This is a genomic window from Microbispora sitophila (assembly GCF_014892245.1).
Classification (GTDB): Bacteria; Actinomycetota; Actinomycetes; order Streptosporangiales; family Streptosporangiaceae; genus Microbispora; species Microbispora siamensis.
This window is the reverse complement of the sequence record NZ_JADBGC010000002.1, coordinates 285492-311830: the sequence shown is the minus strand read 5'-3', so window position 1 is coordinate 311830 and position 26339 is coordinate 285492. Positions and strand designations below refer to the sequence as shown.

24 protein-coding genes and 1 pseudogene are annotated in these 26339 nt (G+C 70.0%); 15 read left to right on the top strand and 10 right to left on the bottom strand.

Annotated elements, in window-relative coordinates:
* Window positions 1-18: 18 nt before the first annotated feature.
* On the bottom strand, window positions 19-699 hold the full coding sequence (locus tag IL992_RS04720) for a DedA family protein (RefSeq protein WP_319018341.1): 681 nt from the start codon (window positions 697-699) through the stop codon (window positions 19-21).
* 176 nt (window positions 700-875) lie between these two features.
* Between IL992_RS04720 and fbaA the strand changes: the two genes are divergently transcribed.
* The 4 genes from fbaA to IL992_RS04700 all read left to right on the top strand — a co-directional run bounded on the left by fbaA (window position 876) and on the right by IL992_RS04700 (window position 4893).
* Complete coding sequence (gene fbaA / locus IL992_RS04715; protein WP_079314587.1) at window positions 876-1898, top strand: class II fructose-bisphosphate aldolase; 1023 nt, start codon at window positions 876-878, stop codon at window positions 1896-1898.
* 106 nt (window positions 1899-2004) lie between these two features.
* Complete coding sequence (locus IL992_RS04710; RefSeq protein ID WP_193202056.1) at window positions 2005-2427, top strand: DUF3151 domain-containing protein; 423 nt, start codon at window positions 2005-2007, stop codon at window positions 2425-2427.
* Between the two features lie 182 nt (window positions 2428-2609).
* Window positions 2610-3893 (top strand): adenylosuccinate synthase, encoded by a 1284-nt coding sequence (locus tag IL992_RS04705; protein ID WP_193202055.1) that lies wholly within the window; start codon window positions 2610-2612, stop codon window positions 3891-3893.
* 73 nt (window positions 3894-3966) lie between these two features.
* A complete protein-coding gene (locus IL992_RS04700; RefSeq protein WP_193202054.1) occupies window positions 3967-4893 on the top strand; it encodes a glycerophosphodiester phosphodiesterase family protein in 927 nt (308 codons plus the stop codon).
* A 164-nt stretch (window positions 4894-5057) separates the two neighbouring features.
* On the opposite strand, the gene IL992_RS04695 is transcribed toward IL992_RS04700, so the two are convergent.
* From IL992_RS04695 to IL992_RS04680, 4 genes are all read right to left on the bottom strand, one after another.
* Window positions 5058-5252: a ferredoxin gene (locus tag IL992_RS04695; protein WP_193202053.1), complete on the bottom strand. Its 195-nt coding sequence runs from the start codon at window positions 5250-5252 to the stop codon at window positions 5058-5060.
* 20 nt (window positions 5253-5272) lie between these two features.
* A complete protein-coding gene (locus IL992_RS04690; protein ID WP_193202052.1) occupies window positions 5273-6469 on the bottom strand; it encodes a cytochrome P450 in 1197 nt (398 codons plus the stop codon).
* Window positions 6470-6654: 185 nt separating this feature from the next.
* Window positions 6655-7773 carry a magnesium/cobalt transporter CorA gene (corA, locus tag IL992_RS04685; RefSeq protein ID WP_193202051.1) on the bottom strand — a complete coding sequence of 373 codons (1119 nt, stop codon included), beginning with the start codon at window positions 7771-7773 and terminating at the stop codon, window positions 6655-6657.
* Between the two features lie 350 nt (window positions 7774-8123).
* The gene (locus IL992_RS04680; RefSeq protein ID WP_319018340.1) at window positions 8124-8468 is read right to left on the bottom strand and encodes a putative quinol monooxygenase; all 345 of its coding nucleotides are present in this window, start codon (window positions 8466-8468) and stop codon (window positions 8124-8126) included.
* Window positions 8469-8532: 64 nt separating this feature from the next.
* Here IL992_RS04680 and IL992_RS04675 point away from each other — a divergent pair, with 64 nt between their 5' ends.
* The 9 genes and pseudogenes from IL992_RS04675 to IL992_RS04635 all read left to right on the top strand — a co-directional run.
* Entirely contained in the window at window positions 8533-8892 is a 360-nt protein-coding gene (locus IL992_RS04675; protein ID WP_193202049.1) for a MerR family transcriptional regulator, read from the top strand.
* A gap of 36 nt (window positions 8893-8928) precedes the next feature.
* Entirely contained in the window at window positions 8929-10170 is a 1242-nt protein-coding gene (gene purD, locus IL992_RS04670) for a phosphoribosylamine--glycine ligase (RefSeq protein ID WP_193202048.1), read from the top strand.
* A gap of 84 nt (window positions 10171-10254) precedes the next feature.
* The gene (locus IL992_RS04665) at window positions 10255-11847 is read left to right on the top strand and encodes a DUF262 domain-containing protein (protein WP_193202047.1); all 1593 of its coding nucleotides are present in this window, start codon (window positions 10255-10257) and stop codon (window positions 11845-11847) included.
* Window positions 11848-11851: 4 nt separating this feature from the next.
* A complete protein-coding gene (locus IL992_RS04660) occupies window positions 11852-13042 on the top strand; it encodes a type II toxin-antitoxin system HipA family toxin (RefSeq protein ID WP_193202046.1) in 1191 nt (396 codons plus the stop codon).
* Between the two features lie 20 nt (window positions 13043-13062).
* Complete coding sequence (locus IL992_RS04655; RefSeq protein ID WP_193202045.1) at window positions 13063-13911, top strand: phosphoribosylaminoimidazolesuccinocarboxamide synthase; 849 nt, start codon at window positions 13063-13065, stop codon at window positions 13909-13911.
* Window positions 13912-14086: 175 nt separating this feature from the next.
* Window positions 14087-15364, top strand: a complete 1278-nt coding sequence (gene murA / locus IL992_RS04650) for a UDP-N-acetylglucosamine 1-carboxyvinyltransferase (RefSeq protein WP_193202044.1) — start codon at window positions 14087-14089, stop codon at window positions 15362-15364.
* A 262-nt stretch (window positions 15365-15626) separates the two neighbouring features.
* Window positions 15627-16871: a transcriptional regulator gene (locus IL992_RS04645; protein WP_193202285.1), complete on the top strand. Its 1245-nt coding sequence runs from the start codon at window positions 15627-15629 to the stop codon at window positions 16869-16871.
* A gap of 36 nt (window positions 16872-16907) precedes the next feature.
* Window positions 16908-17870 carry an EamA family transporter gene (locus IL992_RS04640; protein WP_193202043.1) on the top strand — a complete coding sequence of 321 codons (963 nt, stop codon included), beginning with the start codon at window positions 16908-16910 and terminating at the stop codon, window positions 17868-17870.
* A 277-nt stretch (window positions 17871-18147) separates the two neighbouring features.
* Window positions 18148-18582, top strand: a pseudogene (locus tag IL992_RS04635) (Clp protease N-terminal domain-containing protein); the annotation flags it as partial.
* 8 nt (window positions 18583-18590) lie between these two features.
* Here the strand turns inward: IL992_RS04635 and hisC are convergent.
* Window positions 18591-19655 carry a histidinol-phosphate transaminase gene (gene hisC / locus IL992_RS04630; protein ID WP_193202041.1) on the bottom strand — a complete coding sequence of 355 codons (1065 nt, stop codon included), beginning with the start codon at window positions 19653-19655 and terminating at the stop codon, window positions 18591-18593.
* A 69-nt stretch (window positions 19656-19724) separates the two neighbouring features.
* Window positions 19725-20201 (bottom strand): hypothetical protein, encoded by a 477-nt coding sequence (locus IL992_RS04625; protein WP_193202040.1) that lies wholly within the window; start codon window positions 20199-20201, stop codon window positions 19725-19727.
* 136 nt (window positions 20202-20337) lie between these two features.
* Here IL992_RS04625 and IL992_RS04620 point away from each other — a divergent pair, with 136 nt between their 5' ends.
* Both IL992_RS04620 and IL992_RS04615 read left to right on the top strand, forming a co-directional pair.
* Window positions 20338-22431 carry a glycoside hydrolase family 6 protein gene (locus tag IL992_RS04620; protein ID WP_193202039.1) on the top strand — a complete coding sequence of 698 codons (2094 nt, stop codon included), beginning with the start codon at window positions 20338-20340 and terminating at the stop codon, window positions 22429-22431.
* 132 nt (window positions 22432-22563) lie between these two features.
* On the top strand, window positions 22564-23337 hold the full coding sequence (locus tag IL992_RS04615; protein ID WP_193202038.1) for a polysaccharide deacetylase family protein: 774 nt from the start codon (window positions 22564-22566) through the stop codon (window positions 23335-23337).
* On the opposite strand, the gene IL992_RS04610 is transcribed toward IL992_RS04615, so the two are convergent.
* The 3 genes from IL992_RS04610 to IL992_RS04600 all read right to left on the bottom strand — a co-directional run bounded on the left by IL992_RS04610 (window position 23316) and on the right by IL992_RS04600 (window position 26138).
* Window positions 23316-24533: an acyltransferase family protein gene (locus tag IL992_RS04610; protein WP_193202037.1), complete on the bottom strand. Its 1218-nt coding sequence runs from the start codon at window positions 24531-24533 to the stop codon at window positions 23316-23318. The two genes, IL992_RS04615 and IL992_RS04610, sit on opposite strands and share 22 nt — an antisense overlap.
* A 149-nt stretch (window positions 24534-24682) precedes the next feature.
* Complete coding sequence (locus tag IL992_RS04605) at window positions 24683-25339, bottom strand: NUDIX hydrolase (RefSeq protein WP_193202036.1); 657 nt, start codon at window positions 25337-25339, stop codon at window positions 24683-24685.
* Between the two features lie 211 nt (window positions 25340-25550).
* Window positions 25551-26138 (bottom strand): hypothetical protein, encoded by a 588-nt coding sequence (locus IL992_RS04600; RefSeq protein WP_193202035.1) that lies wholly within the window; start codon window positions 26136-26138, stop codon window positions 25551-25553.
* Between the last annotated feature and the right edge of the window lie 201 nt (window positions 26139-26339).

Sequence of the window (26339 nt, the reverse complement as noted above, 5' to 3'; positions counted from 1 at the left end):
CCGGCGCCTTCCACCCGGCTACCGGGGGGCGTGGTGGCGGCCCTTGGGGGCGGCGGTGGCGGCCCTGCGGTTCTTCAGGACCTCGCGCACGATCGGGATCACCGACAGAAGGACGACGACGAAGACCCCGGGAAGGATGTACTTGTCGATGCCCTCGACCTTGCTGCCGAGGAAATAGCCGAGCAGCAGCAGGGCCTCGACCCAGACGACGCCGCCGAGGACGTTCCAGACGAAGAAGCGGCGCGCGTCCATCTCCAGCACGCCGGCCACCGGGTTCATGAAGGTGCGGACGATCGGCATGAACCGCGCGGCGACCACGGCCTTCGCGGGACCGAACTTCTCGAAGTAGAACTCCGCCTTCTCGACGTGCTCCCTCTTGAACAGCCGGGAGTCCGGTTTGTCGAACATCTTCCTGCCGACCTTCGCCCCCAGGAGGTGACCCAACTGCGCTCCCGCGATCGCCGCCAGCGGTGCGCCGATCAGCAGCGTGGGCAGTGACAGAGGCGCGATCCCGAATCCCTCCGCGGCGGCGGCGGTGCTGAAAATTCCAGCGGTCACCAACAGCGAGTCACCGGGCAGGAAGAACCCGACGAGCAGCCCCGTCTCGGCGAATACGATGGCGATGACGCCGATCGTCGCGAAGGCGCCGAGCATGCTCAGCCACCACTTCGGGTCAAGAAGGTCCAAGAGCACGTCCACGGGGCGAGCCTACCTGTCCCGGATGAGATGAGACTGAGAAGCGGCAGGGCTGTGGAAAACCGTGAATCGCGGAATGACCGCGTCTTTCCCGGCGCCCCACATACCCGGCTTTCCCGATCGGCCCGGCCTTCGGGATACTTGCCACGCCGCATACCGTCAGAAGGAGATGACTTCGCATGCCTATCGCGACTCCAGAGGTCTACGCCGAGATGCTCGACCGCGCCAAAGCGGGCGGCTTCGCGTACCCGGCGATCAACGTGACCTCGTCGCAGACCCTGCACGCCGCGCTGCGCGGCTTCGCGGAGGCGGAAAGTGACGGGATCATCCAGGTGTCGACCGGTGGCGCGGAGTTCCTCTCCGGCACCACCGTGAAGGACATGGTCACCGGGTCGGTGGCGTTCGCCGAGTTCGCCCGTGTGGTCGCCGAGAAGTACCCGGTGACGGTGGCGCTGCACACCGACCACTGCCCGAAGGACAAGCTCGGCTCGTTCGTCCGCCCGCTGCTGGAGATCTCCGCCGAGCGCGTCGCGCGCGGCCAGGACCCGCTGTTCCAGTCGCACATGTGGGACGGTTCCGCCGTGCCGCTCGACGAGAACCTCCAGATCGCCAGCGAGCTGCTCGACAAGACGGCCGCCGCCAAGGTCGTCCTCGAGATCGAGATCGGCGTGGTCGGCGGTGAGGAGGACGGCATCGTCGGCGAGATCAACGAGAAGCTCTACACGACGCCGGAGGACGCGCTGGCCGTCGCCGAGACCCTCGGGCTGGGCGAGCGCGGCCGCTATATCGTGGCCGCCACCTTCGGCAACGTCCACGGCGTCTACAAGCCGGGCCACGTCAAGCTGCGCCCGAGCGTGCTCAAGGAGATCCAGGACGCCGTCGGCGCCAAGTACGGCAAGGAGAAGCCGTTCTCGCTGGTCTTCCACGGCGGCTCAGGCTCCGCTCTGGAGGAGATCCACGAGTCGATCTCGTACGGCGTGGTGAAGATGAACATCGACACCGACACGCAGTACGCCTTCACCCGCCCGATCGTGGACCACGTGTTCCGCAACTACGACGGCGTGCTGAAGGTCGACGGCGAGGTCGGCAACAAGAAGGCCTACGACCCGCGCGCGTACGGCAAGGCGGCCGAGGCCGGCATGGCCGCGCGCGTGGCCGAGGCGTGCCAGCAGCTCAAGTCCGCGGGCACCAAGATCAAGTAAGGGAACGGCCCCGGCGGGAAACCGGAAGATCCATTCTTGTATCGATCTTCTGTTCCCGCCGGGACGCCCATACCCCTGCGGCTCTTGGACGAGTAAGACTGTCCCCATGGAATCGCACGAGAACCTCCTTGCCGGCCCGCCGCCCACCTTGCTGCCGGACACCCCCGAGGCGCGGCAGATGCTCGAGTCGGGCGCCAAGGCGGCAGACGTGGCCGCCCGCTTCCCCGCCTACTCGGCGGCCTGGGCCGCTCTCGCCGACGACTACTTCGCCGCGGGTCACGCCGTCACCTCGTACGCGTTCGCGCGCACCGGCTACCACCGGGGTCTCGACCAGCTGCGCCGCGCGGGCTGGAAGGGGCACGGGCCGATTCCGTGGGAGCACGAGCCGAACCAGGGGTTCCTGCGCTGCCTGAACGCCCTCGCCCGGGCGGCCCAGGCGATCGGCGAGAAGGACGAGGCCGAGCGCTGCGCCCAGTTCCTGCGCGACAGCAGCCAGGCCGCCGCGGAGGCGCTCACCGCGAACTCCTGAACGACCTCCAGGACGAACTGCCTGAACGGGGCCGTTACACGGGGTCGTACGCGGACGGCCGAGCCCGTCTCGGGACTTAAGACTCCGTTCACCGTCGGCATGCCCCTCAGGTAGTCTCTGTGTGCAAGAGGCCCCTGCCGCGCTTGCGTCAGGGGCTTTCGTCTTGGTGCAGGAGTTGAACCATGCCGGCTGTCGTTCTCGTTGGCGCCCAGTGGGGCGATGAGGGCAAGGGGAAGGCCACCGACCTGCTGGGAGGTGACGTCGACTACGTCGTGCGTTACCAGGGTGGCAACAACGCGGGCCACACCGTCGTCATCGGCGACCAGAAGTACGCGTTGCACCTGCTGCCGACCGGTGTGCTCTCGCCCGACGTGGTGCCGGTGATCGGCAACGGCGTGGTCGTCGACCCGGGCGTGCTGCTCAGTGAGATCGACGGGCTGGCCGAGCGCGGCATCTCCTGCGACCGGCTGCTGATCTCGGCGAACGCACACCTGATCATGCCCCAGCACAAGGCCATCGACAAGGTCAGCGAGCGTTTCCTCGGCAAGGCGAAGATCGGCACGACCGGCCGCGGCATCGGCCCGGCGTACGGCGACAAGATCTACCGCATGGGCATCCGGGTCCAGGACCTGCTCGACCCCGGCATCCTCGGCAAGAAGATCGAGGCCGCGGTGGGCGAGAAGAACCAGATCCTCACCAAGATCTACAACCGCCGTGGGCTCGACCCGGCGAAGGTGCTGGAGGAGTACCTCGGCTACGCCGAGCGGCTGCGCCCCCACATCGCGGACACCTCGCTCGTGCTCTCGCAGGCGCTCGACCAGGACAAGGTCGTGCTGCTCGAGGGCGGGCAGGGCACGCTGCTGGACATCGACCACGGCACCTACCCCTTCGTGACCTCCAGCTCCCCCACCTCGGGCGGCGCCTGCGCCGGTTCCGGCATCCCGCCGACCCGCCTGACCAGGATCATCGGCATCCTCAAGGCGTACACGACGCGCGTGGGGTCCGGGCCGTTCCCGACGGAACTGCTGGACGAGCAGGGCGACTGGCTCCGCCAGACCGGCGGCGAGTACGGCGTGACCACCGGCCGCAACCGCCGCTGCGGCTGGTTCGACGCGGTCATCGCGCGGTACGCCACCCGGATCAACGGCGTGACCGACTTCTTCCTGACCAAGCTCGACGTGCTGTCCGGGCTGGAGCGGATCCCGGTCTGCGTGGCGTACGACGTCGACGGCGTCCGCCACGACGAGATCCCCATGACGCAGACCGACTTCCACCACGCCACGCCGATCTACGAGGAGCTGCCCGGCTGGCAGGAGGACATCACCAGCGCCAAGACGTTCGAGGACCTGCCGCCGAACGCGCAGGCATACGTCAGGGCGCTGGAGCAGATGAGCGGCGCCCCGATCTCCGCCATCGGCGTCGGCCCGGGCCGCACCCAGACCATCCAGATCCGCTCCCTTATCTGATGATTGGTGGCGTACGCGCCCGGAACCGGAGGGTTCCGGGCCGCGGACGGGCGAGGCGGTAAGGTACGCCGCTGTGCATGGATACGTTGAGCTGCACGGGCACCGTGGAGCGCGGGGCCTGAGGCCCGAGAACACCCTGCCCGGCCTGGCCTTCGCGCTGGAGCTGGGGGTCGACGCACTCGAGTTCGACGTCGCCATGTCCGCGGACGGGCAGCTCGTGCTCACCCACGACCTGCACGTGTCCGCGGTGACCAGCGCCGACACGGGCATGGCCGTTCCGGGGGACGAGATGTTCCCCTACGTCGGCAAGCCGATCATCTCGCTCACGCTGCCGCAGCTGCGCACCCTCGACGTCGGCGTACGGCTGCCCGAGCGGCCGGACGACCGCTTCGCGCTCACGCAGGTGCCGCTGCCGGACACCCGGATGCCGACGCTGGGCGCGGTGCTCGGCCTGATCGGCGCCCTCGGCGCCGACCACGTGCGCCTCCACGTCGAGCTGAAGTCCGATCCCACCCGTCCCGACCTGTGCGCCGACCCCCGCCGCTTCGTCGAGGAGGTCGTCCACGAGCTCGACCGGCACGACCGGTTGGCGAGGGCGGCACTGCTGAGCTTCGACTGGCGCGTCCTGGAGATCGCCAGGCCGCTGGTCGAGCGGCGGTACGCCCTGGTCGAGCGCGACACGATGACCCCCGCCTGGATGAACGGCATCCGCCTCGGCGAGGTCGGCGGCGACCTCGCGGCGGCGGCCGCGGCGGTGGGGGCGACGACGCTGTCCCCCGACCGGGTGCTCGTCGACGAGGCGCTGATGACCGGGGCGGCCCGGCAGGGCCTGCCGGTCGTGGTGTGGACGGTCAACGAGCCCGATGAGGCCGCCCGGCTGATCGACATGGGCGTGGCAGGCGTCGTCACCGACTACCCCGACCGCATGCGCCGTCTCTGGAAGGCCCGCGGCCTGCCGCTGCCCGACCCGGTGACCCCGCTCCGGCCAGTGGGAGCCTGACGCACATGGGAAGAGCCCCGCCTGAGGCAAGGAGGCGGGGCTCCAGGGTCACCCACAAGAATGGCTTTCACAGCCGACTACCAGCCAAGCCGATCGGACCGTGCCCGTCAAGTAGCTGAGCGTCACCCGGCCCAGCGTGTCGCGGTCACACGACCCGTACGGGCTCATTCCTCCACGGACAGCGCACCGGACGGGCAGAGCTGCACGGCCCTGTTCACAGCGGACGCGAGGTCGGCCGGGGGCTCGGCGTCGAGCACCACGACCGTCCCGTCGTCCTCGCTCTGGTCGAACACCTGGGGCAGCGTGAGCACGCACATCCCCGCGCCGATACACCGTCCGGTGTCCGCCTTGATCTTCATCGTTCCCCCAGCGACTTTCCTCACCACAGCACCGGCAGGCGGTGCACACCATAGATCGCCATATTGGACCGCAACGGAACCTCCCGTGCCGGCACGGCCAGGCGCAGGTTGGGAAACCGGCGCAGCAGCGCGGGATAGGCGATGCGCATCTCGATCCGGGCGAGCTGCTGACCCAGGCACTGGTGGATGCCGTGCCCGAAGCTCAGGTGCCCGTGCGCCGTACGGGTCACGTCGAGGGCGTCGCCGCCCTCGAACCGCGCGGGATCCCGGTTCGCCGCCCCGATGGACAGCGTCACCGACTCACCGGCCCTGATCAGAACGCCGCCGACCTCCACGTCCTCCAGGGCCGTACGGGTCGGCCCGATGTGCACGATGCTGAGGTAGCGCAGCAGTTCCTCCACCGCGTTCTCGACGGCGGCCGGGTCGTCCCGCACGACGGCGAGCTGGTCCGGGTTCGTCAGCAGCGCGAACGTGCCGAGGCCGAGCATGTTGGCGGTCGTCTCGTGCCCCGCGATGAGCAGCAGCAGCCCGATGCCGCCGATCTCCTCGCTCGTCAGCTCCCCGCCCGCGACCAGGCCGCTCAGTATGTCGTCGGCGGGTTCCTTCGCCTTCATCGTGACGAGACCGTGCAGGTAGGAGTACAGGTCCTGCACCGCGGCCCGGACGTCCTCGATCGAGGAGTCGAGGTTCAGCAGCACCGCCGAGTCGCGCTGGAACTTCTCGCGATCCTCGTACGGCACGCCGAGCAGTTCGCAGATCACCAGCGAGGGGATGGGCAGCGCGAAGGACTCGACGAGGTCGGCGGGGGCGCCCTCGCGTTCCATGGCGTCGAGGCGGCTCTCGGTGATCTCCTGGATCCTCGGTTCGAGCTGCTTCATCCGCCGTACGGTGAACTGCCCGGTCAGCAGGCGGCGGTAGCGGGTGTGGGCGGGGGGATCCATGCGGATGAAGAACCCCGGTGTCAGCGGCTCACGGCGGAACTCCCCGCGCTGGGGGATCGGCGAGTGCATCAGTTCAAGGCGGCTGCTGAAGCGGTTGTCGGCCAGGATGGCCCGCGACTCCGCGTACCCCGTCACCAGCCAGCCCTCGTGCCCGTCCGCGTACGTCATCCGCTGGATCGGCGCCTCGGCGCGGCGGCGAGCCAGTTCGTCCGGCGGGTCGAAGGCACGTTCCCGAGTGAGGGGATAAGTCGCCAGCCGGGGTGTCGCCTCTGTCATGACACGCTCCTGCGAGAGTGGAAACGGTCGATGTGTCGAGCGGCCCGCTCCCCCCACCTAACAACATCATTTGACATATCGCAATGACTGATTGCTCATGATTCCGGTCACGAAGCGTACGCATCCCGGAATCCGTCGACGCCCACCGGGACGCACGTGGGGCGGCGTCCCGGGGGGAAGGGCGGTCAGAGCCAGCCGTTGCGGCGGAAGGCGCGGTGCAGGAGCGTGCAGGCGATGACCATGAGACCGATGACGACCGGGTAGCCGTAGGCCGAGTGCAGCTCGGGCATGTGGTCGAAGTTCATCCCGTAGATGCCGGCGATCATCGTGGGGACCGAGATGATCGCCACCCAGGAGGAGATCTTGCGCATGTCCTCGTTGGCGAGGGCGTTGGAGCGCGCCAGGGCGGCCTGGAGGATCGAGTCGGACAGCTCGTTGGACGCCTGGACCTGCTCGCACACGCGGGACAGGTGGTCGCCGACGTCGCGGAAGTACTCACGCATCTCGGAGGGGATGCTGCGCCGCTGGGGAAGGGCGTTGAAGGGGGTCTGGAGCGGTCCGACGGCCCGCTTGAGCTCCAGCATCTCGCGCTTGAGCTGGTAGATCCTGTTGATGTCGCGGGAGCTGACCTCGGCGAAGACGGCCGCCTCGACCTCTTCGAGCTCGGCCTGCATGAGGTCGGCGACCTGCAGGTACTTGTCCACGACGTGGTCGGCGATGGCGTGGAGGACACCCGTGGGGCCGCGGCCGATCAGCTTCGCCTTCGACTCCAGCTTCTCGCGGACGTCGCCGAGCGGACAGTGCCGCCCGTGCCGTACGGTCACGACGAAGTCGGGCCCGACGAACACCATGATCTCGCCGGTGCCGATGATCTCGCTGCTCGCCGCCGACACCTCGTGGTCGAGGAACGCGACGGTCTTGAGCACCACGAACAGCGAGTCGCCGTACCGCTCGACCTTGGGCCGCTGGTGGGCCTTGATGGCGTCCTCGACGGCGAGCGGGTGCAGGCCGAACACGTCGGCGAGCCACTCGACCTCGGGCGCGGCGGGCTCGTGCAGACCGACCCAGACGTACGCGTCGGGCACCTCGTTGGCCTCGTTGTGCTCGCGGACCAGGCCCACGGCCTCGGGAATGCCGGCGGCGTCGACCTTCTTGCCGCCGATGTACGCGCCGAACTCGACGAGGGAGTTGCTCGGCGGCACGCAGCGGACGACCGGGTCGGCGTTCACCGACGCGGCGCCGAGGTGCGTGGACATGACGCGGGTGTGCCTGTTGATGCGGGGAAAGAGCAGAGAGGAGCGCATGGCGGTCCCTTCCCGCCCGAGCCGGCACGCTCTACGCGCGACGTGATGTCACCCCTTCATGCAGGCGTGAGCTGCCCCTCGGGCTTCAGTTTCGGAGTGGTCGGGAATGCGCACGACGTACGTGCGCGAGCACGTACTGACGGGATCACCAGAATTCATCCCAGACCACCTCCAATCGCCACGAGACAGCGCGAAGCCTGTCTAACCTACCACACGGCCGTTGGACACCTGTTCCAGGGTACCCGCGTCAAGTGCCACCGATCATGCACTTCTTGCCAAAAACAGCCCGAACAAACTAGCCATCGGTGTGTATCCCACCCGAAACGGGCAGGTCGGGATGCGCGGCGTCGTCAGCCGGCGGAAGACGCCCCGGCGTACGGATAGGGACTCCTCATCGCGCCCGAGTAGGCCTCGATGGCGCCGTCGACGTGCTCGGGCAGTTCGGCCATGAAGGCGCGCAGCAGCAGGGTCGCGTTGTGCCGGTCGAGATCCTCCTGGGAGCGCCAGACCTCGTAAAGGAAGAACCTGCCGTCCTCCTGCTCGTGGAGGTGGTACTGAAGGCTGCCCTCGTGCCCCCGGGACGGCCCGACCAGGTCCAGCAGGAGCTTCCTGAGGGCGTCGGCGTGTCCGGGCTTCGGGGTCAGGAATCCGTAGAGGGAGACGGGCGTCTGCGCGGTCGATGCGTTCTTCGTCACGTCATCGACGATAAAATGTGACATCGATGGGAGATTCAAGCCGCTCCTTTGTGAGGTGGGTCACATGAAGATCGGGGAACTGTCCCGCGAAACCGGCGTGGCCATACGGCTTCTCCGTTACTACGAGGACCAGGGGCTGCTCACCTCCCACCGCACCGAGGGCGGCCACCGCCAGTACGGTCCCGACGCCCCCGCCGCCGTCGCCCGCATCCGCGCCCTGCTCGCCGCCGGGCTTCCCACCAGGGTCATCCGCGACCTCATGCCCTGCTTCGCGGGTGACGGCACCGAACTCCAGGAATGCGTTCTCGGCCACCTCACCACCCAGTTGGCCGAGCTGGACTCCCGCATAGCCGACCTCACCCAGGCCCGCACCGCTCTGCGTGACATCCTCGACGCCTCCACCCGGGCGCTCGCCCACGCCTGAGAACGGGAGGCGGCCGACCGCTGCGACAATGGTCGGGTGCGCGTACTTGTCATCGGTTCCGGGGGTCGCGAGCACGCTCTGTGCCGGGCCCTGCGGCTCGACCCCGCCGTCGAAGAAGTCCACTGCGCCCCCGGCAACGCCGGCATCGCGGAAGTGGCCACCCTGCACCAGGTCACGCCGACCGACGGCGCGGCGGTGACGGCGCTCGCCGAGCGGCTGGGCGCCGGCCTCGTCGTGATCGGCCCCGAGGCGCCGCTGGTCGCCGGCGTCGCCGACGCCGTCAGGGCCGCCGGGATCGCCTGCTTCGGCCCGTCGGCGGAGGCGGCGCGAATCGAGGGGTCCAAGGCCTTCGCGAAGGACGTGATGACCGCCGCCGGGGTGCCGACCGCGCGCGCGTACACCTGCACCACCGAGGAGGAGGCCGCGGCGGCGCTCGACGCGTTCGGCGCGCCGTACGTCGTGAAGGACGACGGCCTGGCCGCCGGCAAGGGCGTGGTCGTGACCGACAGCCGCGAGGAGGCCCTGGAGCACGCCAGGGCGTGCGGGCGGGTCGTCATCGAGGAGTACCTCGCCGGCCCCGAGGTGTCGCTGTTCGCGCTGTGCGACGGGACAAGCGCGGTGGCGCTGCAGCCGGCCCAGGATTTCAAGCGGGCCTACGACGGCGACAAGGGCCCGAACACCGGCGGCATGGGGGCCTACACCCCGCTGCCCTGGGCGCCGGAGGACCTGTCCGAGCGGGTGATGGACGAGATCGTGCGCCCGACCGTGGCCGAGATGGCGCGGCGCGGGACGCCGTACACGGGAGTGCTGTACGCCGGGCTGGCGCTCACCGCGGACGGCCCCCGGGTGATCGAGTTCAACGCGAGGTTCGGCGACCCGGAGACCCAGGTCGTGCTCGACCGGCTGGAGAGCCCCCTGGGAGAACTGCTGCTCGCGTGCGCGACCGGCACGCTCGCCGGGCACCCGCCGCTGCGGTGGCGTGAAGGAGCCGCCGTGACCGTGGTGCTCGCCGCGGAGAACTACCCGGCCGACCCGGTGAAGGGCGACCCGATCGCGGGGCTCCCGGTGACGGTCGAGGACGCGTACGTGCTGCACGCGGGCACGACCCTGGACGAGGACAACCGCCTCGTGTCGAACGGCGGGCGGGTGCTCAACGTGGTCGGCACCGGCGCCGGCGTCGCCCAGGCCAGGGCCCGGGCCTACGAGGCGCTGGAGCAGATCACGATGCGCGGCTCCCACCACCGATCCGACATCGCCCTGGCCGCCGCCTCCTCCTGACACCTGACGAACGGTGATGTCCGCGTAACGGTTGGTGCACGACTCGTACGCAGACATACCATCTGATCAGCGGAGGGGAGGCTCATGGCCACGGTCACCAGGCCCCGTGTCGAGCAGGCCCGCCCGACAGAGCTCGTCGAGTGGGCGCGGCAGGGGCTGCTGCGCATCCCCTCCTTTCAGCGCTCCTTCCGCTGGGGGCGCGACGACGTCGTCAAGCTCTTCGACAGCATCCTGCGCGGCTATCCCATCGGCACCCTGCTCATGTGGCGAAGGCCGGCGGCCGCGGCACGCCTGGAGATCGGACCTCTACTGATCGACGCGCCCGATGTGGCGGCCGCGTACTGGGTGGTGGACGGTCAGCAGCGGGTGACGAGTCTCATCGGTGCCCTGACCGCGCCCCCCGACGTGGTGGACCCGCGATTCAGAATCTTCTACGACCTGGAGGCCGACCGGTTCGTGTCGGCCGGGCGGCGTGAGCCGGTTCGCGAGCACTGGTTCCCCGTGCAGGCCGCGTGCGACAGAGAGATCTTCTGGGCCTGGCAGAGGGATCGTCCCTGGCTGACAGACGTGGAGATGGACCGGTGCGACTCCATGATGGAGGCGATCCGCGACTACATGCTGCCGCTGTACGTGGTGACCGGGGACGACGAACAGGCGGTGCGGGAGATGTTCGACCGGTTGAACACCTCCGGGCACCGGCTCACTCAGGCAGAGATCTTCGACGCGCTGAACACCGTCTCCGACCAGATGGAGCCCTCGAACCTGACCGCGCTCGCCGCCACCGTCAAGGGTTTCGGCTTCGGGCAGATCCCCGATCGGGTTCTCGTCCAGTCGGTTCTCGCGATCAGGCACGGACGTGTCGACCGCGATTTCCGCGGTGAGTTCCGCGACGACGCCGATCGGCTTAAGGCGTTCAAGAAGACGGAGCACGCGCTGGGAATCGTTGTCGACTTCCTGCGAGAGGAAGCGGCGATTCCGCACATCCGGGTGCTCCCGTACCTGCTCTTCCTGCCGGTTCTGACCCGGTTCGTCGCACTGTTCGGGCCGCCGGAGGGTCGCGCGGGGGAGCTGCTGCGCAGATGGGTGTGGCGTGGCTCCGCCGTGGGCGTGGCGCCACAGGGCAATATCGCCGCCCTGCGCAGGAACGGCCTCGCAGTCGAGGGGGACCCCGTCCAGAGCGCGGACCGTCTGCTGCGGCTGCTCTCCAGAGAGTCCTGGCAGCCCGATCTGCGCGCCTTTCGCCCCAACCAGCCCCAGGCGAGGCTGAACCTGCTGGCCCTCCTCGCCAGCCGACCCAGGGTCCTCGCCGCCCCGCCCGGATCGGAGAACCGGGTGGGGCTGCCGATCGACCCCGTCTGGCTGCTCGACCAAGGATGGAACCCTCTCGTCACGGTGACGAGGACGGAAGGCTGGAGACAGGAGACGATCGCGAGCCGAATCGTCCATCCCCGCGACGTCCCCGACCGGGCCATCCGTGAGGCGATCGGCCAGGCGGACGCCGAGACTCTACGGAGCCACCTCATCGACGACATCAGCCGGCGCGAGTTGCTCCAGGACCGCGAGGGTTTCTTCCTCGTCTCCCGTTCCGCCGACCTCGAGAAGGCGATCGAGGAGCATGTGCAGGAGAACGCGCTGTTCGGCTTCCCCGACGGGCCGGCGCTGATCAGGCCGGAGTGAGCGCATGACCACACAGACCACCGCTCAGGTGCTGCTCGGCGAACGGCCGGTCGGCGTCCTCACGATGCGAGCGGGCCGGGTGACGTTCCAGTACACGGATCGGGGGCTCGACCGGCCCGTGCTGGGCCTGGCGTACGAGTACAACCCGCGCAAGCGGGAGACGGCCCCCGGCGGCCAACTCCCACCCTGGTTCGCCAATCTGCTGCCGGAGCGAGAGTCGGGGCTGCGGCGGCTGATCACGGCACAGCTGGGACTCAAGTCCGTCGCGGACTTCTCCCTGCTCGTCCATCTCGGCCAGGACCTGCCAGGGGCCGTACGTGTGGTCTGCGAGGAACCCGGCCCGCAGGACAGTGAGGCGGAACGCGCGTGGCGGCGCCCTGACGCCCGCAAGATGAGCTTCTCTCTCGCCGGCATGCAGGTGAAGCTCTCGATGGTGCGGACGGCTGACAAGTTCCTGTACGAGGGCACCGGCGGCGACTGGATCGTGAAGTTCCCCAGCGACCGCCATGATCTCCTGCCCGAGAACGAGCACGCCATGATGACCTGGCTCGCCCTGTCCGGCATCGACGTCCCACCTCACGACCTGGTCTCGGCCGACTCTCTCGCCAACATCCCGGACAGATTGATCCGCCCGGGGGAGAAGGCTTTCGCGATCCAGAGGTTCGACAGGCGCGCGGGAGAGCGGATCCATCAGGAGGACTTCGCCCAGATATTCGAACTTCTCCCCCAGGAGAAGGACCGCGGACGTGCGGAGCACGTCGGCGCGGTGATCCAGCGGGAGTGTCCCCAGGATCTGGAGGAGTATGTCCGGCGCCTGGCGGCCTGCGTCGTCATCGGCAACACCGACGAGCACTTGAAGAACTGGTCGCTGCGATATCCCGACGGGCGGAGTCGCAGGCTCTCACCGGCCTACGACTTCGTCTCGGTCACCTCCTACGAGGCGTTCAGGAGGGACGTTCTCACCTTGCCGGTGAGCGAGCAGAACGACGCGTCCTACATCACGCTCGATCACTTCCGCAGGTTCGCCGAGACCCTGGGCGCGGACCAGGAGAGATTCACCGCGGCTGTGTCCGCGACGGTCGAGGCGATGGCCGCGTCGTGGTCCTCGGTGCGACGGGAGTGTCCCGTTCCCCCGTTCGTGGCCGCTCACATCGACGCGCGGCTGCGCACTCTCCCCCTGCTCAATGCGCGGTGAAGAGCTGGGAAGATGGAACGGTGAAGCACCTGCACTCCGGCAAGGTACGCGACCTCTACGAGACCCCCGACGGGCTGCTGCTGATGGTCGCCTCCGACCGCATCTCGGCCTTCGACTACGTGCTCGAACCCGGCATCCCCGACAAGGGGGAGATCCTCACCCGGCTGTCGCTGTGGTGGTTCGAGCAACTCAAGGACGTCGTCCCCAACCACGTGGTCTCGACCGACGTCCCGGCGGAGTTCTCCGGCCGTGGAGTGCTGTGCCGCAGACTGCGCATGGTGCCGGTGGAGTGCGTCGCCCGCGGCTACCTCACCGGCTCCGGGCTCGTGGACTACCGCAGGGAGGGCGTCGTCTCCGGCGTACGGCTCCCGGAAGGGCTCACCGACGGGTCCCGGCTGCCCGAGCCGATCTTCACGCCGTCGTCCAAGGCCCCCATGGGCGAGCACGACGAGCCCATGACGTACGAGGAGGTCGCGGCGGAGGTGGGCGAGGACGTGGCCGAGCGGCTGCGCCGGATCACCCTCGATGTCTACAGCCGCGGGGCCGAGATCGCTTTGGAACGTGGCATCATCCTGGCCGACACGAAGATCGAGCTGGGCTGGGACGCCGACGGCGTGCTGACGCTGGGCGACGAGGTGCTGACGCCCGACTCCTCCCGTTTCTGGCCGCTGGACCAATGGGAGCCGGGCCGCTCCCAGCCGTCGTTCGACAAGCAGTTCGTCAGGGACTGGCTGCTGTCCCCCGAGTCGGGCTGGGACAGGTCGTCGGGTGAGGTGCCCCCGCCGCTGCCCGACGAGATCGTCGAGCGCACCCGCAGCCGCTACATCGAGGCGTACGAGCGGCTCACCGGCGAGCGCTTCCGCGGCTGAATCACACAGGTCACACAAGTAGTCTCAAGTGACCCGTTCCCCCATCCGTTCTGGGGGTAGTTCCTCCCCGAAACTCCCGGGACAGCGGCTACTCTAGGCCGATCGTCCTCGCCGACGACTCGGCTGCCGGCTGACGGGAGTCCCCCACCCTTCCCCCGAAATAGGAGTCGAATTCATGGTCCGTTACCGCGTGGGCGGTGGCAATGTACTGCGTGGAACCGCCTTCATCCAGGGCGCGAAGAACGCCGTACTGCCCATGATCGGGGCGGCGCTGCTCGCGGCCGAGGGCCGCACGGTGCTCCGCAACGTGCCCGTCATCGAGGACGTGCGCCGGGCGGTCGAACTCGCCCAGGCCGTCGGCGCGAAGGTGGAGTTCCACGAGAGCGAGCGGACGCTCGTCATCGACGCCTCCCGCCTGACCAGCCCGGTCCTGCCCGCGGAGATCGCCCGCCGGTTCCGGGGATCGGTGCTGTTCGTCCCCGCGCTGCTCCACCGCCTCGGTGAGGCGATCATCGAGGGCATCGGCGGGTGCAACCTCGGCAGCCGCAACCTCGACTTCCACTACCTCGGCTACAAGCGCCTGGGCGCGATGGTGGACGAGGGCGAGGCCGTCATCCACATCAAGGCGGGCGGCCTGGTCGGCGCCCCGCTGTACCTCGACACCCCGTCGCACACCGGCACCGAGAACCTGATCATGGCGGCCTCGCTCGCGCGGGGCACCACCGTCATCGAGAACGCGGCCCTCGAGCCCGAGGTGCTCGACGTCATCACGATGCTGACCCGGATGGGCGCGCGCATCCGCGGCGGCGGCACGGGCTTCATCACGGTCGAAGGCGTGGACGAGCTGACCGCGGTCGAGCACACGGTCATGCCCGACCGGCTCGACGCGGGCGTGTTCGCGATGGCCGCGGCGATCACCGGAGGCGAGGTCAGCCTGGTCGGCGCCTCCCTCGAGCACCTCGGCGTGGTCCGGTGGAAGCTGGAGCAGATGGGCGTCGAGTTCGAGAACCACGGCGCGGTGCTCCAGGTCCGCCGCAACCGCCCGCTGCGCCCGATCAACGTCATCACCGACACCTACCCCGGCTTCGCGACCGACCTGCAGTCGCCGCTGATGACCGTGGCCTGCCTCGCGGAGGGCTCCAGCTACATCCACGAGCGCATCTTCGACGGCCGCTTCGCGCTCGCGGGCGAGCTGAACAAGATGGGGGCGAACGTCGAGGTCGAGGGCAGCCGGGCGGTCGTCCACGGTCCGACGCCGCTGCACGGCACCGAGGTGACGGCGCACGACCTGCGGTCGGGAATCGCACTCGTGCTCGCCGGTCTCGCGGCGGAGGGCGAGACGACGATCGGGTCCGGATATCTCATCGACCGCGGTCACGCCGCGCTCGCACAGCGTATGCAGGCGCTTGGTGCAGATGTGGTGCGTGAAATTTCCACTTCGGACGAGGGCTGAGTCCGGAAACCTTTACTAATGCCCTGACCAGCGGGGACCGTCCGATTTACGGAACCGCCGAGACCACCCAGAATGGTATTCCGGCAAATCTGGGCGTGACATTACGGCCTTAACCAGCGATCGTTCCAAAGAGAAGCCACAACAACGAGGGCGACGTGGGATGGGACGAACATTGGTCGAGCGCACGGAAGACACTCCGCGCGGGTCACGTCTGGGCACGGTGACACCCGACCTCACCATCGGAGTGGTGGGGTCGCACGATCTGGTCGAGCGGGTGATGCTCATGGGGCACTCGGCTGCCCCGGTGCCCTGCCGGCTGGTCGCCGCCGCGTACCGGGACGAGCAGGAGGCGGCGGACAAGGTGACCCGGCTCGGTCCGGGTGTGGACGCGTGCCTGTTCGCGAGTCCGGTGCCTTTCGAGCTCGCCCGGCGGGCCGGCGTGCTGACGATGCCCGCCACGCACGTGCAGCTCGGCGGGGCCGCGCTGGTGGCGGCGATCGCGCGGGCCGCGCTGGACGAGCGGGTCGATCCACGCCGGGTGAGCCTCGACGTGCTCGGCCGGCCGGACATCGACGAGGCGTACAGCGACCTCAACCTCTCCTCCGGCGAGGTGCACAGCCGTGACGAGCCGGGCCCGATCGGCACGATCACGGCCTTCCACGAGCGGCTGTTCCGCCAGGGGGCCACGACGGGCGCGCTCACGTGCGTCCAGGGCGTGGCCGACCGGCTGACCGCCGCCGGGGTGCCGGTGGTGCCGATCCGGCCGACCTCCGCGGCCGTCCGTACGGCACTGCACACGGCGGCGCTGCTCGGCGCCCGGCACCGGCTGGAGGAGTCGCAGCTCACGGTCGTGCTGGTCGAGGTGCCGACGCTGCGCGAGCCGGTACGGCGGGCCGCACCGCGTTACTGGCGCGACGAGCTGCGGCTGTCGCTGCACCGCCTGCTGGTGCAGGAGGCCAACCGGATCAACGCGAGCGTGTGGCCGATCGACGACCACAGCTACCTCGTGGTGGCGACGAAGGGCTCGATCGCGGCGGCCACGGACGGGTTCCGGGTGCTGCCGTTCGCCGCGCGGATCCGCGAGGAGCTGGGCCTGGCCGTCGAGGTGGGTGTGGGGATGGGCCGCACCACGCACGAGGCCGAGACGCACGCGAGGGGCGCGCTCGCCCGCACCCAGGGCGGCAAACAGCCGCAGGGCTTCGCGGTGGACCGGGAGGGCCGCGCGCTGGTGCCGCCGCCCCGGATGCCGCCCCAGCCGGGCGGGCCGGTCAAGCCCAAGGGGGTCGAGGTGCTGGCGCGCCTGGCCGCCAAGCTGGAGGGCGGGGACACGGTCGTGGACGCGGAGGGCGCCGGGCGCATGCTCGGAGTGACCCCGCGCACGGCCAGGCGGTTGCTGCGCACGCTGGTTGACGAGGGACTCGCGTGGCCGCTTCCGCCCAACCGCACCCCCCAGCCCGGCCGGCCGCGACAGCTCTACCGGCTGATCGTGGAGAAGCTGAACCGGTAATCGCCGCCCGAAAGGGACGGTCTATCGTCATGACCCATGGAACGAAACGGTCATGACGTACGGGTGTGGCTGGCGCTGGCGGCCGTGTACGTGGTGTGGGGCTCGACGTACCTCGGCATCGCGATCGCCATCCAGACCCTTCCGCCGATGACGAGCGGTGGGCTCCGTTTCGTCGCGGCGGCGCTGGTCCTCGGCACGGTCCTGCTCGTCAGGGCCGTGCCGTTCCGCATGACGTGGCGGCAGTTCGGCGGCGCCGCGCTGGTCGGGCTCCTGCTTCTCGCCGGAGGCAACGGCATGGTCGCCGTGGCCGAGCAGCACATCTCCAGTGGCCTGGCCGCGCTGCTCGTCGCCTCCACCCCGCTGTGGCTGATCGTGCTCAGGACGGTCTTCAGGGACAGGCCGCACGTGCTGACGCTGGCCGGCGTGTTGGTGGGCTTCGCCGGAGTCGCCTTCCTCTCACTCCGGGGCGGCGGCGCGTCCGGCAACGGGGTGGGCATCACCGTGGTGCTGCTGGGCTCGCTGTCGTGGTCGGTGGGGTCGTTCATCTCCCCGCGGATCCCGATGCCGGCCAACCCCTTCGTGGCCAGCACGGTCGAGATGGCGGTGGGCGGCGGCGCGCTGCTGGTCATGGGCCTGGTGCAGGGCGAGCGGCTGCACGTGGGCGCGGTGAGCTGGCAGTCGTGGGCGGCCCTGGCCTACCTGGTGCTGGTGGGCTCCCTGGTGGGCTTCACCTCGTACATCTGGCTGCTCGGCCACGCGCCGATCTCGCTCGTGTCCACCTACGCGTACGTGAACCCGGTGGTGGCGGTGATCCTCGGGATGGCCGTTCTGTCCGAACCGGTCACCGCGGCCATGCTCGTGGCGGGAGCCCTGATCGTCGTGGGGGTCGCGCTGGTGGTCTCCACCGAGCGCCGTGGCCGGACCGCGACGCCGGCGACGGAGGAAACCCCCGCGGATTCCGGACGCGTCGCGGCATCCCGGCCGGCCTCCGAATCGTGAAACCGGGCCGGCTCGATGAAGCGCGAGAGCGAGACCGGCAATTCGAGGCCGTGACCGAATCGGCCGCTTGATTTCGCTGCGATCCGCCGATTATCCCGCGATATTCGCACGGGGAAAATCCCACGGGCCCGCGCGCCTCGCGGAGCCCGCAACGTTCGGCCGAAGCAGCGGAGATCCACTACCGTCAACCACAATTCACTCACGACAGCAGAAACCACGTAGACAACTGTCCATCGGACCCGGATGGGTTCACTGACTGCTTTGCGAGGAGCCGCGGATGTTCGAGAAGCTCACCAACCGAGCACGACGTGTCGTCACCCTGTCCCAGGACGAGGCCAGAATGCTCAACCACGACTCCATCGGCACCGAGCACATCCTCCTCGGCCTCATCCGTGAGGGTGAGGGCGTGGCCGCCCAGGTTCTCCTGAGCCTGGGCCTGGGCCTTGAGGGCGTGCGCCTTCAGGTCAAGGAGATCGTCGGCCACGGCCAGTCCGCCACGTCGGGGTTCCTTCCGTTCACCCCATCGGCCGGCGAGGTCCTCCAGATGTCGAACCAGGAGTCCACGCAGCGCGGCCTCGACTACATCGGCACCGAGCACATCCTGCTCGCGCTCGTCCGTGATCACGAGAGTGTGGCGGCCCAGGTCCTGGTCAAGCTTGGCGCCGACCTCGACCAGGTGAGGCAGACCACGGACGAGCTCGTCCGGCAGTACCTGGCCCGTTAGGAAGCCTGCCGGAACGCCTCGGCGGCGGCGAGGAAGACGTCGTTGGCCTCGCGGTCGCCGATGGAGATCCGGGCGCCCTCCCCGTCGAACGGGCGCACGGCGACGCCCACGGCCGCGCACTTCGCGGCGAACTCCATCGTCCGCTCGCCGAGGCGCAGCCAGACGAAGTTGGCCTCGGTGGGCGGGACGGTCCAGCCCTGCGACAGCAGCGCCTCCCTGACCCGGGTGCGCTCCTTGATCACGGTCTCGACCCGCCCCTGCAACTCGTCCTCGGCCCGCAGGGACGCGATCGCGGCCGCCTGGGCGAGGTGGTTGACCGCGAAGGGCAGCAGCGTCTTGCGGACGGCGGCGGCCACCGGCTCGTGCCCGATGAGGTAGCCGACCCGCAGCCCCGCCAGGCCGTACGCCTTGGAGAAGGTGCGCAGGACGGCGACGTTGGGGCGCTCGCGGTAGAACGTGAGGCCGTCCGGCACGTCCGCGTCCCTGACGTACTCCCGGTAGGCCTCGTCGAGGACGACGGTGACGTTCTCGGGCACACGGTCGAGGAACCGCGCGAGCTCGTCGGTCCGGTTCACCGTGCCGGTCGGGTTGTTGGGGTTGCACACGAAGACCAGGCGCGTCTCCGGCGTGATGGCGTCGGCCATGGCGTCGAGGTCGTGCGTCTCGTCGCGCAGCGGCACCTCGACCGCGTTGGCGCCCGAGAGGCCGACCAGCAGCGGGTAGGCCTCGAACGAGCGCCAGGCGTACACCACGTCGGCGCCGGGCTCGCCGACCGCCTCCAGGATCTGCTGGGCGACCGCCACCGATCCGGCGCCCAGCGCGACATGGTCGTACGGCACGCCGAACCGCTCCGCGAGCGTCTCGGTGAGCCGGACCGCGCCGGGGTCGGGGTAGCGGTGGACCTCCGTGGCCGCCCGCGCGATCGCCTCCACCACCGACGGCAGGGGTCCGAACGGGCTCTCGTTGGAGGACAGCTTGTAGGACCGGCCGTCCGGGGAGACCACGGCCTTGCCCGGCTTGTAGGCCGGCATGGTGTCGAGGATCGAGCGGAATCGAGGCATGTCCTAACGATAGGAGATCCGCCTGTTCGGGCGGCACCCCGCACACCCCCTGTGGATGACGCGCCGGCCCTACTTGTAGTAGGCGTAGAGCGTCTTCCAGGTGCCGGCGTACTGGCAGTTGAGGGACGGCTTGGCGGCCTTGGTCTCGGAACAGGTCTTGAGCTCGACCTCGCCGACGTTCTTGACGGTGAAGGCGAAGGTCTTCTTCGCGCCGTACGAGCAGGTGCGGTAGTTGCGGTAGGCCAGATGCGGCTGGTTGGCGGCGTCGAAGTAGCTGACGCGGAACAGGGCCCAGCCGCAGGTGGACGCCTTGTTGGTCAGGCTGGTGACGCTGCCGGTGACCTTGACGTACGGCGCGGGCAGGCTCGGGTCGTCCTTGGCCGCGGCGGTCAGCGAGCCGCTCACCTTGGCCTTCGACCCGGCCGCGTAGTAAGGACCCCAGGGCTTGGGCGCGGCGGCCTGGGCCGCCGTGGCGGTGGCGAGCGGGGCGAGGGCGAGGATGCCGGCCGCGAGCGTGATGCCTGCCAGGGAGCGGGTGAGAGTCATGGCTGGGGTCCTTTCTCCGTTGTTGCGGGCAGTTTGTCTCGGGGCGCTTTCAAGGCCCTTGACGCTCGCTGTACCTCGCTGGTGGGCCGGGGATCGCGTGGTTAGGATCGCGCGGTAACCGGCGAGCGGGGAGAGCATGACGAGCGGCGCGGAGGGCGACGGACCGCGGGACGGCGATCCCCTGCGGATCGGGCCGTTCCGCATCCTTGGCAGGCTCGGCCAGGGCGGCATGGGCACGGTCTACCTCGGCCAGGACGCCGAGGGCCACGACGCGGCGGTCAAGGTGATCCACCCGCAGTGGGCGGCCGACCCGGACTTCCGGCGCAGGTTCCAGCGCGAGGTCGCCGCCGCGCAGCGGGTCGCCCGCTTCTGCACCGCCGCCGTCCTCGGCGCGGGGCTGGATGGCGACGTCGCCTACCTCGCCACCGAGTACGTCCCCGGCCCCACCCTGCAGGAGGTCGTGCGGGAGCGCGGGCCGCTGTCGGGGTCGAGCCTGGAGGCGGTGGCGGTCAACGTGGCCGTGGCCCTGCAGGCGATCCACAGCGCGGGGGTGATCCACCGCGACCTCAAGCCGTCGAACGTGCTGCTGTCGCCGGTCGGTCCCAAGGTCATCGACTTCGGCATCGCCCACGTCGCCGACGCCACCGCGGACATCAGCGGCATCGTCGCGGGAACGCCGTCCTTCATGTCGCCCGAGCAGGCGAAGGGCGACCGGCTGACCCCGGCGTCCGACATCTTCGCCTGGGGCGCCCTGGTGGCGTACACCGCCTCGGGCCGGGCACCGTTCAGCGGCGGGTCGATCCCGAGCGTCCTCTACCGGGTGCTGCACGAGCCCCCGCACATCTCGGGCCTCGACCCCCGGCTGCGGTCGATCGTCGACCTGGCACTGGCGAAGGACCCTGCCCAGCGCCCCACCGCGCAGCGGCTGATCGAGATGCTGACCGGCCACGAGCCGATCGAGCCCGCGCCGGAGCGCGTACGGCAGGACGGCACGCGGCACCGGGCGGAGGTCGCGGCGCCGACGACGACGGCGGGCGGGACGGGCCGCCGGTGGCGCCTGGGCGCGGGAATCACCGCCGCTGCCACCGCCATCGTGGTCACGGCGGGCGTGGTCGTCGCCGTCCGGGCGGCGTCGTCCGGGGACCCCGAGCCGTCCCCCAAGCCGCCGGCACCCACCACCTCGAGCGCCTCCGGCGGCAACCCGCTGCGCGGGCAGGCCGTACGGCTCTACGCGAGCCCGACCGGCGACGAGGCGCGCCAGGCGGACGTCTGGCAGGCGGCGGGGCGGGCCGGCGACGCCGCGCTGATGCGGAAACTGGCCGCGGTGCCCAGAGCCGTGTGGCTCGGCCAGACGAGCGCGGCCGAGGCCGCCCGTGCGGCGAGCACCACGCTGGAGGCCGCGGCGCGGCAGGACGCGGTTCCGGTCTTCGTCACCGACCACATTCCGCTGCGGGCGTGCAACGAGGACGGCGGCGCGGCGGACTCGGCCGACTACCTCGCCTGGATCGACGCGCTCGCGTCGGCGGTCGGCGACCGCAGGGCGGTGTTCGTGCTGGAGCCGAACAGCCTGGCGGAGTTGCCGGGCTCGCCGGACTGCTCGCTGGGCGACGCCGACGACCAGCGCGCCAGGCTGCGCATGCTCGCCTCGGCCGTCAAGCGGCTCGGCGCGCTGCCGAACACCGCCGTCTACCTCGACGGCAGCCTGGACGGCTGGCCGGCGGCGGAGGTCGCCGCGACTCGGCTGATCGATGCCGGGGTCGCCGACGCGGACGGCTTCTACCTCAACGTGTCCGGATATCAGAAGACCGACCGGCTCGTCGCGTACGGCACCCGCCTCGCCGCCTGCGTCACGACCAAGTCGTCGGGCCGTGGCCGCGCCTGCGCCGACGCGGGCACGGACGCGGGGACCGCCGGGCTCCCCCACTTCGTGATCGACACGAGCAGGAACGGCAAGGGCGAGTGGACCCCGCCCGCGGGCAGATACAAGGACCCCCAGGACTGGTGCAACCCTCCGGGACGCGGCGCCGGCGTACGGCCGACCACCCGCACCGGCAGCGCGCTCGTGGACGCGTACCTGTGGGTGCGGCCGGCCGGCATGTCCGACGACCGGTGCGACCGCGGCGAGGGCGGCCCCACGGACCCGGTGTACGGCGTCGTCCCGCCCTACGGCGGCGCGTGGTGGCCCGAACTCGCCCTCCAGCGGGCCAAGGACGCCGTTCCGCCGCTCTGACGAGCGGTTCGGTCCCGATGCGCGGGCAGTTCGGGTCGGTCGTCGGCCGGCCTGCGCTGGCGAAGGCCGCGCCTACGGAGCTGTGTCCGTCACAAATTCCGATTTCGACGACAAGCAGTAAGATCCAGCGGCATGTGGCGGAAAGCGAGAATCGTGATGGCCGGTGCCTGCGCAGCCGGCCTGTGCGTCGTCCCCACCGCGGCCGGACCCGCGACCGCCGCGACCACCCAGGCAGCAGCCGCGACCGCGAAGGCCGCGACCCCGGCCGAGGTGAAGAAGAAGGACGAGCCGTACTGCGCCCGATACAAGTGCATCGCCCTCACCTTCGACGACGGCCCGTGGCCCTACACCCCGGCGCTGCTCGACACGCTGAAGAAGCACAAGGCGAAGGCCACCTTCTTCCTGCTCGGCAGGAAGGTCGCCTACCGTCCCGAGCTCACCCGGCGGATCTACGAGGAGGGGCACGACATCGGCAACCACACCTGGACCCACCCCTCGCTCACCAAGCTGTCCGACGGTGAGGTGCTCGAAGAGGTCTCGAGCACCTCGAACGTCATCAATCAGACGATCGGCAAGATGCCGGATTACATGCGCCCGCCGAACGGCGCGACGGACGCCAGGATCGCGGGTCTCATGGCCGATCTCGGGCTGCCGCAGATCCTGTGGACGGGGTCCACGCTCGACTGGCAGGCCCGCGACACCAAGGTGATCGCCAAGCGCACGCTGAAGCTCGCCAGGCGCGACGGCGTGATCCTGCTGCACGACATCGTCCCCGAGACGGTCAAGGCCATGCCCGGCGTGCTCACCGCGCTGGAGAAGCAGCACTACAAGTTCGTCACGCTGACGACCCTGCTGCAGGGCCGCACACTGCGCCCCGGCGAGGTTTACCCGCCCCGCGGCAAGTAACCGGCTCCGGGCGTCGTCTCCGCGTACGGCGCCGGCGGGGAGACCGCCGCGGGCACCGGCGCGGGTATCGAGGACACGGGAGGGACGACCGCCGTCTCCGTCGGTGGGACGCGGCCGGCGTCGGCCGTGAGCGAGCGGTCGAGGGCCGCGCGCATCCGGGGCTGCAGGGGCCGCTCGACCAGCCGGTGCACGCCGTACGCGACCACGAGTGCGGCGGCCACGGCCAGCGGGAGCGTGAGGCGGTTGCCCAACGCCGGGTGAAGCCACTGGATCAGCAGGAATCCGACGTGGTGGTGGAAGAGGTAGAGCGGGTAGGTGAGCGCGCCGAGGAAGGTGAGCCACCGCCAGTCGATCCGGTCGAACGCGCCGAGCGCCACGAGGATCATCACCAGGAAGATCAGCGAGATCACGCCCACCACGAGCGCCGAGCCCAGCGCCTGCCCGTATTTCCGGACCGCCGTGGGTTCCCCGTCCAGCGCCGTGTAGAGCCCGAGCGTCCAGCCCACGCCCACGAACAGCCAGGGGAACAGCGACCCGCCGAAGCGGTGGACGAGATAGAGGGCCATCCCCGCGATGAAGTACGGCGCGCTGAACGGGACGAGCACCGCCTGCAGCAGGTCGGCGTTCACCCGGTCGGCGATCGCCAGCAGCAGCACCCACGCCCCCATGAAGGCCAGGCACCGGCGGTAGGTGATCCCCACCGCCGCGAGGCAGGCGATGAGGGCGTAGAAGACCAGTTCCTGCCACAGCGTCCAGTAGACGATCTCCAGGTCGCGTACGCCGAAGCCATGCTGGAGCATCGTGATGTTGGCCAGCAGCTCGGTCAGGCTCGGCCGGTGGTCGGTGATCAGACCGCCGACGGCCAGGCCGCCCAGGGCGAGCACGCTCGCCCAGTACGCCGGGAACAGCCGGGCGATCCGCGATGCCGCGAAGTGGCCGGGCGTGCGGCCCCAGGCGCTCATCAGGATCACGAAGCCGCTGATCAGGAAGAACAGGCGCACGCCGTACACGCCGAACATGGTCACGGCGCTCAGCGCGGGGAAGGCGTTGGGCGTGCCCCAGGCGCGCGTCTCGCCGAAGTGGAAAAGAACGACGCCGAGGGCCGCGCAGAACCGCAGCAGGTCGAGCACGCGCAGCCGGGACGGTCCGGGGAGAATGGCCTGCGCATCGGTGATGCGGGGGGCCGCAGCCAGCATAGGCCGGAATATATCCTGAAAGATCGCTGTGAGTCGGGCCATTCATCATCGGCGGGGTTCGCGGGACTGCGCCGCCTGGAAGCTCCGGTCCTCGCGAAGTCCGCTCCGCCCCGCTCCTCTCGTCCTGACATGCCTGATACAAGAGCCGGTCAGGTGCGCAGCATGGGCGGGTGCAGCAGCACGGCGGGGCCCCGGCGGTAGAGCATGGCGGGACGACCGCCGTCCCGGGTCGTGGTAAACCCGGTGGGTACGAGGAAGCCCTCGGTCTTGGTGACCTTCCGGTGGAAGTTGCGCGGGTCGAGCGGTCGTCCCCAGACGATCTCGTAGACGCGGCGCAGCTCCGCGACGGTGAACTCGGGCGGGCAGAAGGCGGCGCCGAGCGAGGTGTATTCGAGCTTGCCCCTGGCCCGCTCCACGCCGTCGAGCATGATCCTGCGGTGGTCGAAGGCCATCTCGGTCAGCTCGGCCACCGGCTGCCAGCTCATGTGGGCCTCGGTGGACGCGGGCAGGTCGGGGGCGAGGCCCAGGTAGGCCACGCTGACGACCCGCTGGCGCGGATCGCGGTCCGGATAGCCGTAGGTCTGGAGTTGCTCCAGGTGGACCGGCGCCCCGGGAAGGCCGGCCCGTTCGGCCAGCACGCGGGCCGCCGCGGCGGGAAGGTCCTCCTCCAGCTTGATGAAGCCGCCGGAAAGCGCCCACCGGCCCTCGTACGGCGGCCGGTCGCGCCGCCAGACGAGGGCGCTGAGCTGCTGGGACCTGACGGTGAGCACGACCAGATCCACGCTGACCGGGATGCGTGGGATCATGTCCAGCACGCTACAGGACGCGGGCCGCGACTCGGGCCGTCCGGAGTCAGCGGACCCGGCCCCGCGTGGGAGCTTCATCACCGCTCCACATCCCCTTAACCGGAATGCGCGTCCCCGGACGTCGCCCGGCACAGCGCGATCGATACAGCGCGACCGATACAGCGCGACCGATACAGCGAGGCCGATGCCGGGCGACGCACCGCCCGGAACGTCAGAGCGCCTGCGTGGGCTTGACGTAGGTCACCCGGAGGTTCAGGTAGGCCCCCACGCCGTAGTCGTGGCCGCGTACGGCGAGCAGGTTGCAGCAGTCGAGGTGGGTCGCGGGCACCACGACGTCGATCGCCCCGGCGGCGCAGTTGCCGCTCTTGACGCTCTGCACGAGCCGGCCGTTGAAGTAGACCTCCGCGTCGTTGTCCACCGTGCCCTGGATGCGCACCTCCTGCGCGTCCCGAGGCAGGTGCAACCAGTGGCGCACCAGGATGTCGGTGTTGACCGCCCACGGGGTCTTGACGTTGGCCTGGTTGTTCCACGAGCAGGTCCCGTTGGTGGTGCCGAAGCCCGCCTGCCCCGTCGGCCATGCGCTGTCGTCGAATCCCCGCTGGGCGAAGTCCGGCGCCTGGGTCGTGGCGGGCACCTGCAGGTAGGTCCAGCCCGTGCTGTTGTAGTCGAGCGCGGTGACGACAGTCGCCCGTCCGCCCGCGGCCTGGGCGGCGGTGGCCGCCGGGGCGGCCAGGGCCATCGCGGCCACCAGCGCGCCCGCCGCGAGACCTGCGGGCAGGAGGTGACGAAGTCGGTTCATGTGCGGTCTCCTTGTCGATCGTCGGATGCCCTGATGCGGCGGGCACCTCGGAACCGGCGCGGACGGGCCGGCCGTCGCCCCGCCTCCGCGGCGAGATCCGCTGGGCGGCGGCGCAGGCAAAGGAGATCAGCGGGCGGGGCCGGCCACACGGACGCCCGCCGCGGCATTGTCCGTTCCTTGCGCGGACATTGCCCGGCCCGG